This is a genomic window from Pseudoalteromonas sp. NFXS39, assembly GCF_040148775.1.
In the GTDB taxonomy this organism is placed as follows: domain Bacteria; phylum Pseudomonadota; class Gammaproteobacteria; order Enterobacterales; family Alteromonadaceae; genus Pseudoalteromonas; species Pseudoalteromonas apostichopi.
On sequence record NZ_JAGDEC010000003.1, the window covers coordinates 303,389 to 318,560 of the forward strand.

Below are 15,172 nucleotides of genomic sequence, written 5' to 3' on the forward strand. Positions count from 1 at the left end.
TGTTAACTAAATTAGCTCCTACAATTATTTCATACAATTTACGGGAGTAAAGTTATGAATGTGATTCAACAGTTAAATAGCCATGCCACACAAGATGGTGATGGCGTAAACATTAGCCGTATTCCGGGCTTTGATGGCAAGTATTTAGATCCCTTTTTAATGATCGATGAGCTTAAGTCAGATGATCACAGTGATTTTATGGGGGGGTTTCCTGCGCATCCTCACCGTGGTATTGAAACATTTACGTATATTATTAAAGGCGGCTTCGAGCACCAAGACCAAATGGGTAACAAAAAAGCCATCCGTGCTGGCGATGTGCAGTGGATGAGTACTGGTTTTGGTGTAATCCACAGTGAAATGCCTTTGGCGGATGCCAAAGAGGGCATGCATGGCTTTCAGATTTGGTTAAATATGCCAAGTGCTGAGAAGCTTAGAAAACCGCGTTACCAAGATACCACTGAAGCGCCGGCGCCAACGACTCGAAATGAGCAGGGCGTTGAGCTAAAAGCGTTAGCTGGAAGCTGGGAGTTTGCAGATGAAAATCAGGTTTCTAGCCTACAAGATCTCGCCGCTAACGGCATGCTTGCCGATGTGACTTTACCGGCTGGAACACAGTTTTACCATGCACCGCTTACACAAACTAAGGTGATGCTTTATATCCACACAGGTGAAATTCATACTGAGCAGGGTGGGCTAGTTAAAGCAGGCAGCTTACTTATTTTAGAGCCTGGTAGTGATATTGAATTTAACTCTCAAACTGGTGCGGGCGTGTTGTTGCTTGCTGGTGAGCCGCTTAAGCAACCAATCGCGCATATGGGTCCGTTTGTAATGACAACACAAGCTGAGTTACAGCAAGCAGTACGTGACTATCAGTTAGGTAAATTTGGCACTCTATAGGAGGTTATTGTGGGATTACTCGTAAATGGCCAATGGCAAGATAAATGGTACGACACCGATAACAATCAAGGTGAATTCAAGCGTGAGGCGGCCCAGTTACGTAATTGGGTCACCGCAGATGGTAGTGCGGGAGAAAGCGGTGATGCAGGCTTTAAAGCAGAAAAAGATCGCTATCATCTTTATGTATCTTTGGCCTGTCCTTGGGCACACCGCACCTTGATATTTCGTCATTTAAAAGGCCTTGAAGACTATATTAGTGTATCTGTAGTAAGCCCTGACATGCTTGAACATGGTTGGACATTTGACAAAGATAATCACAGTACGGGGGATGCATTATTCAATACTGATTATTTGCACCAAATTTATACTCGTAATAAACCTGACTACTCTGGTCGCGTAACAGTTCCTGTGCTTTGGGATAAAAAGTCTCAGCGTATCGTGAGTAATGAGTCTGCAGAGATTATTCGCATGTTTAACAGTGCATTTAATGATCTAACAGGCAATGAGCGCGACTTTTACCCTGCGTCGTTGCGTACTGAAATTGATGAAATTAATGATCTTGTTTATAACAATATCAATAACGGTGTTTATCGTGCTGGCTTTGCGACAACGCAAGAAGCCTATGAAGATGCATATGACGACTTATTTGCTGCCCTTGATAAAATTGAGCTGCGTTTGACAGATAATCGTTATCTAGTGGGTGATACATTGACTGAAGCCGACTGGCGACTGTTTACCACTTTAATTCGCTTCGACAGTGTTTACGTGGGTCACTTTAAATGTAATTTGCGTACCATCGAAAGTTACCCTGCGATCAGCAATTATTTGCGTGAGTTATATCAAACTGAAGGAGTGAGTAAGACGGTTGATTTTTACCATATTAAACGCCATTACTACTTCAGCCACACGATGATTAACCCAACGCAGATCGTGCCTAAAGGGCCAGCAATAGACTACTCGCGCCCACACAATCGAGGATAAAAAGTGACTAAAACTAACAGTTTAATTTAGCAATTAAGCTGTTAGTTATAACTATCCATGACCTTGCTAATTGTGTCGATGCCAAACATCACTTTTTGAATAAATGACTCTGAACTTTTCACTAAATTAAAATTAGGGTGCTGTGACCAAATTGCTTGTAGTTTGTCATCAAGCAAGATAGCTTGCTGATCAGATTCGTTTCTTACTGGATTGTTAGAGTGAATGCTTTGCCCAGATTTAGCAGCAGTTTCAAAAAAGATCACTGCATCGTATTGGTTGAGTTCTATTTGTAGGCTGGTATTTAAGCATTGAAAAAACTCATCTTGTTCACCAGGCCAATAGGCAAGCCCATCTAAACTGCCACGATCGCAAAGCATCAAACGATTTGGATGCATGGTTCGCTGAATATGTTCTAGGTGTTTTTGTAAGCTGAAAATGGCTTGCTGGTGTGCTTTGATAAGATGAGGTGAGTCACTACGTTCTATTCCGCCACCAAAAAGCATGGTTGCAGACTCTGGTACTACGACAATTTGTTTAGAAAATTCTCGTCTTAGCAAGTCGATGGCTGTTGTTTTTCCACCACCTGGACCACCTGTTAATACAATCCTTTTTTTCACCTTAAGTTTCCACACATAGCTAGTTTGTGTTTAAGGTAATGAAAATAGCTTGCAAAGAGAAGTAAAAAACAAACTTTACATGATAAAGATCACAACAAGCGTAATAACCAGCTAAAGCGACTGACTTGTTTAAGTTTACCGTCTTTGTTATCTGAGTTATTGAGAGCTTCGTAGCCCATACCTGCAGTGAACGCACTGGCAATACCGACTTTACTTACAGCAAATCGCTTTAATCTGTACTTAAATGCCTGATGATGCTGACGTTTAATCTCATCTTGCAGATCCATTTGTTGACTCAGCTCAGTTACTTTATGCTGTGGCTTATTGATAAAATAATCAATTAACATCACTCATCCTTATTTAATATTCAATAATTGACGAACACTTTTAAGAGTGTGATCAAAACCAATCTTACTACTTACATAACCAATGTTTTTCCAAAGCCAAGCAAGGCAAAGTAGTTGTAATGCAATCAGTGAGATAGCTGATAGCCACAATGATTGGCTAAAACTGAATATGGCGATACCCACGGTAGCAAGTAAACCAGCCCAAAGCAGTACTAACCCTCCAGCAAAACAAACAAGTAAGATAATAGTTAAGGCGAGAGAGCGTGTTGATAGGCGCCACTCAGCAGCTGCAATCTTTTTGCAAGTACCTGTTTGTTTTCGGTAGTCAATGTATAGCTGTTTGGCGTAATCAGATAATTTAGCAAGATGATCTTGCCACTGATCAGCGTTTGGCGGCTGATCAGTGGCACCTTGCGTTTTCTCATCTGTAGATTGAGAAGGCTGCATAACAATTACTTACGACGAATAAGCGCAGATACTAACATGCCTGCAGCAAAGGCAATACCCGCTGTTGCAAGTGGGTTTTCTGATGCAAGCTGACGAGTTTTACCACTGTATTCGTTAATTTTAGCACGTGCTACAGCTTGTTTTTCAGAAAGCGTTTGGGCAGAGCTAGACGCACCTTGACGTACACTTTGCTCGGCACTTGCAGCACGCGTTGATAATGCATCTACAGCGTGATGTGCTGCTTCAGTTGCTTTTTCTGTAAATGGCGCCTCTACTTGAGCCGCTTTCGAGTTTGCACTGCTGTCCGTTGCTGTACTTGTGTTCGATTTTGAAGTTGCGGTAGTCATAATCATTCCTTAAAAAATTGCCATTGAATTGGTAGCTAGTCTGTCGCAACCTTTATACCAAATTGTAAAAGGTATATTTTTCAATGTGTTAATATTGTAGTTGAGTTCTAGGATGGATATTTCCCGTAACTCTTGCAGGGTGATTAAGTAAAAATTACAGCATAAGATAATTTTGTAATTATTCATTGGTTATTCATTAACCATTTTTCCCTAATCCATTACCAAGAAAATTGAAAAAAAATTTTTTTTCGATGTTTTCCACTTTTTCCCACGTAATTCATAGGCTTTGCCTGAGCCCTTATTTTTTCTGGCTTCACAAGGCGCTTATGATGATCTGCTTACTTGACAAAATGGCTTGTCAAGCCCTAAACTGGAGCACTGTGGTAAAAAGTGGTTTTTAGTGGATCAAACTGGATCGGAAATAATCATTAACGATTAATAACCTATTTTTAAGGCAATTTATGTTTCGGGGTGCGAGCTCTCTGAGTTTGGATGATAAAGGACGCTTTGCGGTACCAACTAAGTACCGAGATGCGATCTTGTCTGAAGATCAGGGAACGGTTATTTGCACTGTGGCCTTAAACGAACCTTGTTTATGGTTATACCCGTTAGCAGAATGGCTCGAAATCGAAGAACGATTATTAAAGATTTCGAACATGAATCCACGTGCTCGCCGCATGCAACGTATGTTGCTTGGTAACGCTACAGAGTATCAACTAGATAAAAATGGCCGAATTCTGCTGGCGCCGTCTTTACGAGCACACGCAGAACTTGGAAAAAAAATCATGTTGGTTGGCTTGATGAACAAGTTTGAAATTTGGGATGAAGATCGTTGGCATGAACAAATGCGCCAAGATACTGAAATTGAACGCCAAGGCGATTTTGAGGCGAATCCTGAGTTCGATAACTTCTCACTCTAACCACAATAATAAAAAGGCAAAAACTAGCTAATGACAGCGCAATTTGAACATGTCTCTGTACTGATGGACGAAACCATAGATGCTTTGGATATTAAACCCGAAGGCATTTATATGGATGGCACATTTGGTCGCGGCGGACACTCAGGGCAAATTCTTGCGCGTTTAAGTGAACAAGGTCGCTTGCAAGCGATTGATCAAGATCCACAAGCTATTAAAGCTGCTGAAAAATTTGCTGATGATGCACGTTTTTCGATTGCCCACACGCGTTTTTCAAATCTTAAAGCCGTTGCTGAAGATAATGATTTAATCGGTAAGGTTGACGGCATTTTGTTAGATATCGGTGTTTCTTCACCACAGCTTGATGATGCTGAACGCGGTTTTAGCTTTATGAAAGATGGCCCGCTCGATATGCGCATGGACCCAACCAGTGGTCGCAGTGCTGCACAATGGTTAGCTGAAGCTGAACTTGAAGATATTACCCATGTGATTAAAACCTACGGTGAGGAAAAGTTTGGTCGTCGCATTGCCCATAAAATCATTGAGACTCGTGAGCACACACCTATTACTAGCACTAAGCAGCTTGCTGATTTAGTCGATGAAGCTGTGCCGGTTAAAGACAAGTATAAGCATCCTGCAACACGAACATTCCAAGCGATCCGTATTTATATCAACAGTGAACTTGAAGAAATTCAAACTGCACTGCAAGCCGCTGTTGACGTTTTAAAGCCAGGTGGACGTTTAGTCGTTATTTCGTTTCACTCGTTAGAAGATCGCATTGTTAAGCAGTTTATAAAAAAACAGAGTAAGGGAGAGGCGATACCCAGAGGTCTGCCTTTGACTGACGCACAAATAAATAAAAACCTGACGTTAAAGGCAGTGGGTAAAGCCATTAAGCCAAGTAAGGCGGAAATTGAAGCTAATCCGCGTTCACGTAGTTCGGTATTAAGGATTGCACAGAGGCTGTAATGAAAGCTAAAGCGGTGAATCGACAACCCAACTTATTTGTGGAAATTTTTAAAGGCCTAGGAGCTAATAAGCTGACCTTGGCCTTATTGGTTGTGATTCTTGCTTCTAGTTTGAGTGTGGTTCAGGTGACGCACTTAGCGCGTCAACAATTGATAGAGCAAGATAAATTATTGCAAGAGCGCGATGAACTCGATCTTGAGTGGCGTTACTTGCTAGTAGAAGAAGAGTTTTATTCGCAGCATGCGCGCATTGAAGAAGTGGCAACCATGCAATTAGAAATGAAGCGGCCAACAAGCAAAGATGAACAGGTGGTAATACTGCAATGAGAAGCAGAGGGAAAAAGCCAACAAATACTTTGATCACATGGCGTTTTTCGCTGGTGTGTTCAGTCGTATTTTTAGTATTCATGTCGCTGGTCGCACGTGCCGCATTTTTACAAGTAATTGAGCCTGATAAAGCGCGCTCAGAAAGTGATAAACGCACGGTACGTGTTGAAAAACAACATGTGCAACGTGGCATGATCTTCGATCGCAATGGTAAAGAACTAGCTGTAAGTGTGCCTGTAGTGAGTGTTTATGCCGACCCTAAAGCGTTAAACAAGTCATTGATCAGTAAGGTACTGCGTCAAGCACGCAAAAACGGTGAAGACCAACAAGCGCTTGCTGAAAACACGGCAGAATTAAACAAACGTATTGCTGCTTATTACAATAATGATATTCGTTGGCGTGAGCTTGCGGATGTACTACGTATTGAACCTAGCAAAATTAACTCTCGTCTTCGTGATAATCCAAAGCGACGCTTTGTCTATTTAAAACGTCAAGTCACTCCTGCGGTTGCTAACTATATTGGCGATCTTCGTTTACCGGGTATCCATTTGCTGGATGAATCAAAACGTTATTATCCAGCCGGTGAAGTGACGGCTCATGTTATTGGTTTCACTAACATTGATGGCCATGGTATTGAAGGGATTGAAAAGCTTTATGAAAAGGCGTTAACGGGCGTTGAAGGTCAGCGCACTATTCGTAAAGATGCCCAAGGTCGTGAAGTAGAGGTGCTTGATGAACGTGAGCGCGTAGAGCCAGAGAGCATTCACTTAAGTATCGACCAACGTATTCAAGCAATTGCTTATAAAGCAGTAAAATCAGCGGTGTTATCTTACAAAGCGACCTCAGGTTCAGCCATGGTTGTGGATGTTAAAACAGGTGAAGTGTTAGCGATGGTAAATAGCCCATCGTTTAACCCAAACAACCTTAATGACGCCGCACCGCATAAGCGTCGTAATCGAGCGATTACCGATTTATTTGAACCTGGCTCCACTGTTAAGCCACTAGCCATTTTAGCTGGTTTAGACTACGGCACAATTCAACCGGATTCAATCGTTGATACATACCCCGGCTGGATGCGAGTAGGCGGTAGTCTAGTACAGGATACCCGTAATCATGGTGAGATGACTTTAAGAGAAATCTTAAAATATTCAAGCAACATGGGGGTGACTAAGGTTAGCCAAGAACTTCCAAAAGATTACTTTGTTGGCCTATATCAAAAAGTTGGCTTTGGTAGCGATAGTGGTACTGGCATGGTTGGTGAGAGTAGTGGTTTATTTTACCCAAATCGCCGTTGGTCTGATCATGAAATTGCTGCACTATCATTTGGTTATAATCTAGCAGTAAGCACCGCACAAATGGCGCGTTTTTATGCCATGTTAGGTTCAGGTGGTGTCATGCGCCCATTGACTGTACTTAAACAAGATTCGGTACCTGAAGGCGAACGTATTTTTCAACAAAAAGACGTTGAAGCTGTTGTCCACATGATGGAAAGCGTATTCGAAAAAGGCGGTACTGCACAAAAAGTTCATGTTGATGGTTATCGTGCCGCAGGTAAGACAGGTACTTCTAAGAAAGCGGCTGTCGGTGGTTATGGTGACGAATACGTTGGTTACTTTGCTGGTATTGCACCTGCGAGTAACCCGCGTTTAGCAGTAGTAGTATTGATTAACGAACCGGGTGGAGATGTTTATTACGGCGGTGCGACGGCAGGCCCTGCATTTGCAGAGATTGTCTCCAATGCCTTAAGAATTCTAAACGTCGCACCGGACAAAGATGCGGTTGCGTACGTAGAAGGCAAAGATAACGATGCGTGATTTAAAACCGATTCTTAATCATATTGATATTGAGGCCAATAGTTTATTGGTCAATCAACTACGTCTTGATAGTCGAGATGTGAAAGCTGGCGATGTGTTTGTTGCCATTAAAGGTCATCAACTTGATGGCGGACAGTTTATTGAAAAAGCCATTGAAAATGGTGCGGTGGCAATAATTGCTGACCGTTTATGTGAGTTCGATTGTGAATTTGAACCACTTTATTTAGTAACAGATTTAGCAAAAAAGTTGCCAGCACTCGCGGCTGCTTTTTATCATCAGCCATCAAAGCAACTTGATTTAGTGGGTGTAACAGGCACCAATGGCAAGTCAACGACAACAGCGATGATCGCGCATTTAGCAGCGTACTGTCAAAAACGCACAGCGGTGATTGGTACACTTGGCTATGGGCACCCTGATAATCTCACTGAGCTTGCTAACACCACACCATCAAGTGTTGATTTGCAGCGTATTTTATCTGAACTCGTAGAGCAACAGAGTGATGTTGTGGCTATGGAAGTTTCGTCACATGGCTTAGTACAGCACCGTGTTGATCATTGTCAGTTTAAAGCTGCGGTGTTTACTAACCTTTCACGTGATCACTTAGATTATCATGGCACTATGGATGCCTATGGCGATGCTAAGTTGATGTTAATGCGTAACCATATGCCAGAGCTTGTGGTGCTTAACCAAGATGATGCTCAAGTTGAGGCATGGTTGGAAAAGTACGACTTTAATAACCTGATTTGTTATGGTCATAAAAATTTAACGCCTGAAAATGCACGCTTTGTGTATTTCAGTGATGTGACTTACGATAATGCAGGTATTTCGGCGAAGTTTGATACCAGCTGGGGGCAGGCTGAGGTTAATTGCACACTATTCGGTGAATTTAACTTATATAATTTAGCCGCTGCAATGGCCACTTTATTAGGTATGGGCTACCCACTCACTTTGTTAGTTGAAGCCTGTAAAACACTGCAACCAGTCGCTGGGCGCATGCAAGCATTTAGTGAGCCAGGTCAACCAACCTGCATTGTTGATTATGCTCATACTCCAGATGCACTTGCTCTTGCATTACAAGCACTACAAAAACATGTACCGGGTGGAGTGAGCTGTGTGTTTGGTTGCGGTGGTGATCGTGATAAAGGTAAACGCCCGATGATGGCCAAAGCCGCAGAAGGCAATGCAGACCGTATTATTGTTACTAGTGATAACCCGCGTAGTGAAGATCCAAACGCCATTATCGCAGATGTGGTTGCAGGGCTTGAACAGCCAGAACTTGCACATTGTGAAGCAGACCGAGCGCTAGCAATTAGTTATGCTATATCACAAGCCGGTGCTGATGATGTGATTTTGATTGCAGGTAAAGGCCACGAAGATTATCAAATTATTGGCGATCAACGAATCGACTTCTGCGATCGTCAATATGTACAACAACAACTAAAAGAAAAATCGCAAGGGGCGCAGTTATGATCCCTATGGATTTTGATTGGCTAGCAAATGTTCTAGCAACAGATTACCAAGGTGGTAATCAAAAGGTAAAAAACATCAACACAGACACTCGTACTTTGTGCGATGGTGAAGTGTTTTTAGCGCTACAAGGCCCCAACTTTGACGGCCACAAATTTGTTGCGCAAGCAAAAGAAAAAGGGGCGATAGCTGCTATTGTTGCGCGTCCCGTTAATGTCGATATTGTACAGTTTGTGGTTAGCGACACGCGCATTGCGTTAGGCCAAATTGGTACTGCTGTCATGGCTCAGGTCGCACCAAAAACGATTGCTATCACAGGTAGCGTAGGTAAAACGACCGTTAAAGAAATGTGTGCGGCGATTTTATCTGATCACGGTGAAGTCCTAGCAACAAAAGGCAACTTTAATAATGACATTGGTGTACCACTGACGTTATTACGCCTTGAGCCACAGCATCAATATGCGGTAATTGAATTAGGTGCCAATCATATTGGTGAAATAGCTTACACTGTTGCAATGACGAAACCTGATGTTGCTGTGGTATGTAATGTTGCAGCTTCTCACTTAGAGGGATTTGGGTCATTACAAGGTGTAGCAACGGCAAAGGGTGAAATCTATGACGGCTTAAAGCCTGATGGTGTCGCTGTGGTTAACTGCGACAGTGATTTTGCCGATTTTTGGCTCGAAAAATTAAATGATCGCAACGTAAAACGCTTTTCTACTAGCCAACAACTAGATTATTGGGCAGAAGATGTGGTGCTTGATGAACAAGCCCGTGCTTCTTTTGTGCTTTGTAATAAAGATAAAAAAGTGCCTGTCACCCTCGCATTACCTGGAAAACATAATATTGCCAATGCTTTAATTGCCACAGCCTTAACTACTGAGTTGGGTGTAAGCCTTGAAAATGTTGCATCAGCATTAGCAACCATGGGTGAAGTGAAAGGCCGTGTTAACGTCCTTAAAGTATCAGACACTTTGACAGTTATTGATGATACCTACAACGCAAATGTGCAATCGGTTAAAGCGGCAATTGATTTATTAAGTGATATGCCGGGCCGTCGTATTTTTGCGTTAGGAGATATGGGGGAGCTTGGCGAAGAAGCTCGTTTTTATCATCAACAAGTCGGTGAATACGCGCAGCAAAAAGGCATTGATGAGCTGTACAGCCTAGGGGTATTAAGCAAATCAGCCAGTGATGTATTTGAAAAGCCAAACCGCCACTTCTCAAGCCGTGAACAATTATTACAACAATTACAAAGTGAGCTTGCTCAATCGATGCAAAAAACCACGATCGTTGTAAAAGGTTCGCGTAGTTCTCGTATGGAACTTGTGGTCACAGATTTAGTAAATGGCCAGCAAAATGGCAACAATGGAGTATCGTCATGTTAGTTTGGCTGGCAGAGTATTTAACACAGTATTACAGTGGTTTTAATGTTTTTTCTTACCTTACGCTACGTGCGATTTTAGGTATTTTAACGGCGCTGCTTATCTCTCTTTATTTTGGCCCTAAGCTGATTCGTGCATTGCAAAAAATGCAAATTGGTCAGGTTGTTCGTCACGATGGTCCTGAGTCTCATTTATCTAAAAAAGGCACGCCAACCATGGGCGGCATTTTGATTCTAGGGGCAATTTTTACCAGCACATTACTGTGGGCTGACCTTTCAAATAAATATGTATGGGCAACCCTATTTGTAGTGGGCTCGTTAGGTGTGGTTGGCTTTATTGATGACTACCGTAAAGTGATCCGTAAAGATCCTAAAGGCTTAATTGCGAAGTGGAAATACTTTTGGCAATCAGTGATTGCCTTAGTAGTTGCAAGTGCACTTTATTTTACGTCGCAGCAAGGCAGCGAAACCTCGTTAGTAGTACCGTTTTTCAAAGATGTGTTACCTCAGCTTGGGCTGTTTTATATCGTTATGACTTACTTTGTAATTGTAGGTACGTCGAACGCGGTAAACCTGACAGATGGCCTTGATGGTCTAGCGATTGTACCTACGATTTTAGTGGCGGCGGCACTTGCCATTATTGCTTACTTGACCGGTAACGTTAATTTCTCAAGCTATCTACATATTCCACACTTACCATTAGCTAGTGAGCTTGTGGTTGTGTGTACTGCGATTGTAGGTGCAGGACTAGGCTTCTTATGGTTTAACACTTACCCAGCACAAGTATTTATGGGTGATGTAGGCTCATTAGCACTTGGTGGAGCACTGGGTATTATTGCAGTGCTTGTTCGTCAAGAACTGATACTTGTCATCATGGGTGGTGTGTTTGTAATGGAAGCATTGTCGGTGATTTTACAAGTAGGCTCTTACAAATTACGTGGCCAACGTATTTTTAGAATGGCGCCTATTCACCACCATTATGAATTAAAAGGTTGGCCTGAACCGCGCGTTATTGTGCGCTTTTGGATTATTTCAATCGTGCTAGTACTTGCTGGCCTTGCGACATTAAAGATCAGGTAAATGACAGTCATTAACGAGATTAAAAACAAACAAATTTCAGTGCTTGGACTCGGTGTAACCGGTCTGGGCATTGTGCGTTTTTTATTATCTCAGAATATTAAGCCAATCGTTGTTGATAGCCGCTCGGCTCCTCCTGGAGCTGATTGGTTAAACGAGCATGCCAGTGAGTTAACAACTCACTTTGGTGATTTAGAACAGGCTGACTTAGCTAATAATGACATTATTATCATCAGTCCAGGTCTAAGCCTAGCTACACCTGCTGTAGCAAAAGCGATTGCTGCTGGTGTTGAAGTAATTGGCGATGTTGAATTATTTGCCCGCTTAACCGATAAACCTATCGTTGCTGTGACCGGCTCAAATGGTAAGTCGACTGTAGTTACATTGGCGTTTGAAGTACTTAAAGCGGCCGGTTATAAAGTTGGCCTTGGTGGCAATATTGGCACGGCAGTGCTTGATTTACTGTCTCAAGACTATGATGTATATGTACTTGAACTATCTAGTTTTCAACTTGATACCACTTACAGCTTAAAAGCGAAAAGTGCCTGTGTATTGAATGTCAGCGAAGATCACCTCGATCGTTATCCAAGTTATCAAGCATACATAGATTCTAAGCAAAGTATTTATAACGGCTCAGAGCTTGCTGTAGTTAATGCGATTGATGTGGCTACGCACACTGCAAAGCAACCACAAGTGAGTTTTGCGCTTGCGAATGCAGATTTTGCTTTGGTTGAACATCAAGGTGAACAATACTTTGCAGCACAAGGCAATCCTGTATTACCTGTAAGCTGCTTGAAAGTAGTAGGCTCACATAATCAACAAAATGCGTTAGCGGTCATGGCGTTACTGAGCCCGTTTGCTATCGCGAAAGAGCATTATCAGCAAGCATTCAGTGCCTTTACAGGGCTTGCACATCGTTGTCAGTTTGTCGCTGAAATAAATGAAGTAAAATATTTTAATGATTCAAAGGCGACTAATGTAGGCGCAACCATCGCAGCTATTGATAGCTTGGCGGGCCAAGCAAAGCAATTGATTGTGATTGCTGGTGGTGATGCGAAAGGGGCTGATTTAGATGCCTTAAAGCCATACTTAAACGACAAAGTGAAAGCGCTTGTTTGTTTTGGTAAAGATGCTAAAGCGTTAGTGGCACTAACTGATAAAGGCCACCTAACAACCAATATGCATGAAGCTGTGCTGTTGGCAAAAAAGTTAAGCACGAGCGGCGATATCGTATTATTAGCACCGGCTTGTGCCAGCATTGATATGTATAACAACTATATGCAACGTGGTGATGACTTTGCACAGTGTGTATTGGCGGAGGCAGTATGATTGCATTTGCTGACATCCGTGAAGCATTAACACCAAAACAATCGCCACAGCTTTATGATGTGCCTTTGTTGTATTGCATGTTGATGTTGATTGGCGTTGGCTTTGTGATGGTAACAAGTGCCTCTATGCCAACAGCAGAACGATTATTTGATAATCCATATCACATTATTATTCGCCACGGCATGTTCTTAATTATGGGCTTTTTCTTGTTTTGGATTGCCACTAACGTGCCTATGGATTGGTGGAAGCGCAGTAACGCCTACTTATTATTACTAGGTTTAGGTTTGCTCGTTTTGGTGCTTATTGTTGGCCGTGAAGTAAATGGTGCAAAGCGTTGGATACCAATTGGTCCTGTTGGCTTTCAGGTTGCTGAGGCCGCCAAGTTGTATTTCTTTAGTTACATTGCAGGTTATTTAGTGCGTAAACGTGAAGAAGTACAAGAGAACTTGAAAGGCTTCTTTAAGCCATTAGCTGTATTTGGTGTTTATGCATTTTTGATTTTGATGCAACCAGACTTAGGAACAGTTGTTGTACTGTTTGTGACGACTGTTGGTTTGTTGTTTTTAGCAGGTGCTAAGCTATGGCAATTTTTTGGTCTTATCTTAACTGGTATTGCAGCAGTTGTGGTGTTGATCATCGCTGAACCATATCGTATGGCTCGAGTAACAGGCTTTTTGGAGCCATGGGAAGATCCATTCGGTAAAGGATATCAGTTAGTACAATCGCTAATGGCATACAGCCAAGGTGGCTGGTTTGGTCAAGGGTTAGGTAATAGCGTGCAAAAACTGCAATACCTACCTGAAGCACATAATGACTTTATCTTTGCTGTGATTGGTGAAGAGCTTGGCTTCTTTGGCGTATTAAGTATTTTGATAGTGCTCGGTGTGTTTGTATTTAGAGCCCTGTTAATTGGCCAAAAAGCGCTGAAATGTGGCAAAGAATACGAAGGCTATTTTGCCTTTGCTATCGGTATCTGGTTTGCGTTTCAAACCATGGTCAATGTTGGCGCTAGCGCGGGTATTTTGCCAACGAAAGGCTTAACATTACCGTTTATTTCATACGGTGGTTCTAGTTTATTAATTATGACCATAGCAACAGGTGTACTTTTGCGAATAGATTTTGAAACCAAAATGGCGACTAAGCAGGCAACCTCACGTGGAGGTAAGCGATGAGTAAAAAGTTACTTGTTGTTGCTGGCGGTACCGGTGGGCATATTTTCCCAGGTATTGCGGTTGCTGACTTTTTAAAGCAACAAGGCTGGCAGGTTAGCTGGATTGGTACCCCTGACAGAATGGAGGCAACTGTCGTTCCTAAGCACAACATTGAGATTGAATTTATCAATGTGAAAGGTGTGCGCGGCAACGGGGTTAAGCGCTTGATTAAAGCACCATTTATGGTGATGAATGCCATTTTTCAAGCACGTAAAATTTTAAAAAAGCAAAAGCCTGATGTTGTTTTAGCTATGGGTGGTTATGTAACTGGACCCACTGGACTTGCAGCGAAAAGCTTAGGTATTCCTTTGGTTATTCATGAGCAAAATGCAGTTGCAGGTATGAGTAACCGTTGGTTAGCAAAGTTTGCTAATAAAGTGCTGGCAGCTTTCCCATCGGCTTTTGCAAAAGAACAATGTGAAGTGGTTGGCAATCCGGTGCGAGCAAGTGTTGCTAATGTCACTGCTAAAAAAACGACTTCGCCAATCAATGTGCTTGTGGTAGGTGGGTCACTGGGCGCTCAGGTACTCAATGAAACTTTACCTGCTGTATTCAGTGAACTTTCAGCGCTAACAGCGCTTAATATATGGCATCAAACGGGTAAAAATAATGAACCTAATGTGACTGCTAGCTATCAACAGTTAGGGTTAGCTGAAAATAGCAAAGTTGCTGAATTCATTGATGATATGGATAGTGCATATCAATGGGCCGATTTGGTAATTTGCCGCGCTGGTGCGTTAACGGTTAGTGAGATTGCTGCTGCGGGTCGAATGGCGTTATTTGTGCCCTTCCCACATGCTGTAGATGACCATCAAACTGCTAATGCAAAGTATTTAGTCGCTGAGCAAGCTGCATTGATTATGCAGCAAAGTGAGTTTAATCAAGCGGCGGTTGTGGAGTTATTAACACCGTATGTCAGCGCACCAGAAAAAATTTCAACAATGGCAAGCAAAGCAAAACAGCTTGCTATTTTAGATGCCACAGCCAATGTTGCAAAGCGCTGTGAGCAACTAGCAGATAGAAGAGATTAGTAGTGAAAGA

At 42.4% G+C, this 15,172-nt stretch carries 16 protein-coding genes; 12 read left to right on the forward strand and 4 right to left on the reverse strand.

Annotated elements, in window-relative coordinates:
- Positions 1-54 precede the first annotated feature (54 nt).
- Together J3455_RS07520 and J3455_RS07525 are read left to right on the forward strand one after the other, a co-directional pair.
- Positions 55-897: a pirin family protein gene (locus J3455_RS07520; RefSeq protein ID WP_349561458.1), complete on the forward strand. Its 843-nt coding sequence runs from the start codon at positions 55-57 to the stop codon at positions 895-897.
- 9 nt (positions 898-906) lie between these two features.
- Positions 907-1,878, forward strand: coding sequence for a glutathione S-transferase family protein (locus tag J3455_RS07525; RefSeq protein ID WP_130050536.1), 972 nt, complete (start codon positions 907-909; stop codon positions 1,876-1,878).
- 41 nt (positions 1,879-1,919) lie between these two features.
- On the opposite strand, the gene J3455_RS07530 is transcribed toward J3455_RS07525, so the two are convergent.
- The 4 genes from J3455_RS07530 to J3455_RS07545 form a co-directional block, all read right to left on the reverse strand.
- Positions 1,920-2,495 carry an AAA family ATPase gene (locus tag J3455_RS07530; RefSeq protein ID WP_233786762.1) on the reverse strand — a complete coding sequence of 192 codons (576 nt, stop codon included), beginning with the start codon at positions 2,493-2,495 and terminating at the stop codon, positions 1,920-1,922.
- 89 nt (positions 2,496-2,584) lie between these two features.
- Entirely contained in the window at positions 2,585-2,842 is a 258-nt protein-coding gene (locus tag J3455_RS07535; RefSeq protein ID WP_178927429.1) for a hypothetical protein, read from the reverse strand.
- Positions 2,843-2,851: 9 nt separating this feature from the next.
- A complete protein-coding gene (locus J3455_RS07540; protein WP_130050539.1) occupies positions 2,852-3,289 on the reverse strand; it encodes a hypothetical protein in 438 nt (145 codons plus the stop codon).
- Positions 3,290-3,294: 5 nt separating this feature from the next.
- The gene (locus J3455_RS07545; RefSeq protein ID WP_130050540.1) at positions 3,295-3,636 is read right to left on the reverse strand and encodes a DUF883 domain-containing protein; all 342 of its coding nucleotides are present in this window, start codon (positions 3,634-3,636) and stop codon (positions 3,295-3,297) included.
- A 461-nt stretch (positions 3,637-4,097) separates the two neighbouring features.
- On the opposite strand from J3455_RS07545, the gene mraZ reads away from it, so the two are divergent.
- From mraZ to murG, 10 genes are read left to right on the forward strand one after another with little or no spacing between them, the layout of a single operon-like run.
- Positions 4,098-4,556 carry a division/cell wall cluster transcriptional repressor MraZ gene (mraZ, locus tag J3455_RS07550; RefSeq protein ID WP_130050541.1) on the forward strand — a complete coding sequence of 153 codons (459 nt, stop codon included), beginning with the start codon at positions 4,098-4,100 and terminating at the stop codon, positions 4,554-4,556.
- A 30-nt stretch (positions 4,557-4,586) separates the two neighbouring features.
- A complete protein-coding gene (gene rsmH / locus J3455_RS07555) occupies positions 4,587-5,522 on the forward strand; it encodes a 16S rRNA (cytosine(1402)-N(4))-methyltransferase RsmH (RefSeq protein ID WP_130050542.1) in 936 nt (311 codons plus the stop codon).
- Positions 5,522-5,848 carry a cell division protein FtsL gene (gene ftsL, locus J3455_RS07560; protein WP_130050543.1) on the forward strand — a complete coding sequence of 109 codons (327 nt, stop codon included), beginning with the start codon at positions 5,522-5,524 and terminating at the stop codon, positions 5,846-5,848. The genes rsmH and ftsL overlap by 1 nt, the downstream gene beginning before the upstream one ends.
- Entirely contained in the window at positions 5,845-7,662 is a 1,818-nt protein-coding gene (locus tag J3455_RS07565) for a penicillin-binding transpeptidase domain-containing protein (protein WP_130050544.1), read from the forward strand. Before ftsL ends, J3455_RS07565 begins: the two co-directional genes overlap by 4 nt.
- Positions 7,655-9,133, forward strand: a complete 1,479-nt coding sequence (gene murE, locus J3455_RS07570) for a UDP-N-acetylmuramoyl-L-alanyl-D-glutamate--2,6-diaminopimelate ligase (protein ID WP_349561460.1) — start codon at positions 7,655-7,657, stop codon at positions 9,131-9,133. Before J3455_RS07565 ends, murE begins: the two co-directional genes overlap by 8 nt.
- Positions 9,130-10,518: a UDP-N-acetylmuramoyl-tripeptide--D-alanyl-D-alanine ligase gene (locus tag J3455_RS07575; protein ID WP_130050546.1), complete on the forward strand. Its 1,389-nt coding sequence runs from the start codon at positions 9,130-9,132 to the stop codon at positions 10,516-10,518. Before murE ends, J3455_RS07575 begins: the two co-directional genes overlap by 4 nt.
- Positions 10,512-11,594 (forward strand): phospho-N-acetylmuramoyl-pentapeptide-transferase, encoded by a 1,083-nt coding sequence (gene mraY / locus J3455_RS07580; RefSeq protein WP_130050547.1) that lies wholly within the window; start codon positions 10,512-10,514, stop codon positions 11,592-11,594. The genes J3455_RS07575 and mraY overlap by 7 nt, the downstream gene beginning before the upstream one ends.
- Positions 11,595-12,920 carry a UDP-N-acetylmuramoyl-L-alanine--D-glutamate ligase gene (murD, locus tag J3455_RS07585; RefSeq protein ID WP_349561462.1) on the forward strand — a complete coding sequence of 442 codons (1,326 nt, stop codon included), beginning with the start codon at positions 11,595-11,597 and terminating at the stop codon, positions 12,918-12,920.
- A complete protein-coding gene (gene ftsW / locus J3455_RS07590) occupies positions 12,917-14,092 on the forward strand; it encodes a cell division protein FtsW (protein ID WP_130050549.1) in 1,176 nt (391 codons plus the stop codon). Before murD ends, ftsW begins: the two co-directional genes overlap by 4 nt.
- Positions 14,089-15,162, forward strand: coding sequence for an undecaprenyldiphospho-muramoylpentapeptide beta-N-acetylglucosaminyltransferase (murG, locus tag J3455_RS07595; RefSeq protein ID WP_167658662.1), 1,074 nt, complete (start codon positions 14,089-14,091; stop codon positions 15,160-15,162). The genes ftsW and murG overlap by 4 nt, the downstream gene beginning before the upstream one ends.
- Positions 15,163-15,172: the final 10 nt, after the last annotated feature.

What these genes read in the sequence shown, in the direction of transcription:
- J3455_RS07520 (WP_349561458.1), top strand. Translation starts at nt 55, where the DNA reads ATGAATGTGATTCAACAGTTAAATAGCCATGCCACACAAGATGGTGAT.
- J3455_RS07535 (WP_178927429.1), bottom strand. Translation starts at nt 2,842, where the DNA reads ATGTTAATTGATTATTTTATCAATAAGCCACAGCATAAAGTAACTGAG.
- J3455_RS07540 (WP_130050539.1), bottom strand. Translation starts at nt 3,289, where the DNA reads ATGCAGCCTTCTCAATCTACAGATGAGAAAACGCAAGGTGCCACTGAT.
- J3455_RS07545 (WP_130050540.1), bottom strand. Translation starts at nt 3,636, where the DNA reads ATGACTACCGCAACTTCAAAATCGAACACAAGTACAGCAACGGACAGC.
- mraZ (WP_130050541.1), top strand. Translation starts at nt 4,098, where the DNA reads ATGTTTCGGGGTGCGAGCTCTCTGAGTTTGGATGATAAAGGACGCTTT.
- rsmH (WP_130050542.1), top strand. Translation starts at nt 4,587, where the DNA reads ATGACAGCGCAATTTGAACATGTCTCTGTACTGATGGACGAAACCATA.
- ftsL (WP_130050543.1), top strand. Translation starts at nt 5,522, where the DNA reads ATGAAAGCTAAAGCGGTGAATCGACAACCCAACTTATTTGTGGAAATT.
- J3455_RS07565 (WP_130050544.1), top strand. Translation starts at nt 5,845, where the DNA reads ATGAGAAGCAGAGGGAAAAAGCCAACAAATACTTTGATCACATGGCGT.
- murE (WP_349561460.1), top strand. Translation starts at nt 7,655, where the DNA reads ATGCGTGATTTAAAACCGATTCTTAATCATATTGATATTGAGGCCAAT.
- J3455_RS07575 (WP_130050546.1), top strand. Translation starts at nt 9,130, where the DNA reads ATGATCCCTATGGATTTTGATTGGCTAGCAAATGTTCTAGCAACAGAT.
- mraY (WP_130050547.1), top strand. Translation starts at nt 10,512, where the DNA reads ATGTTAGTTTGGCTGGCAGAGTATTTAACACAGTATTACAGTGGTTTT.
- murD (WP_349561462.1), top strand. Translation starts at nt 11,595, where the DNA reads ATGACAGTCATTAACGAGATTAAAAACAAACAAATTTCAGTGCTTGGA.
- ftsW (WP_130050549.1), top strand. Translation starts at nt 12,917, where the DNA reads ATGATTGCATTTGCTGACATCCGTGAAGCATTAACACCAAAACAATCG.
- murG (WP_167658662.1), top strand. Translation starts at nt 14,089, where the DNA reads ATGAGTAAAAAGTTACTTGTTGTTGCTGGCGGTACCGGTGGGCATATT.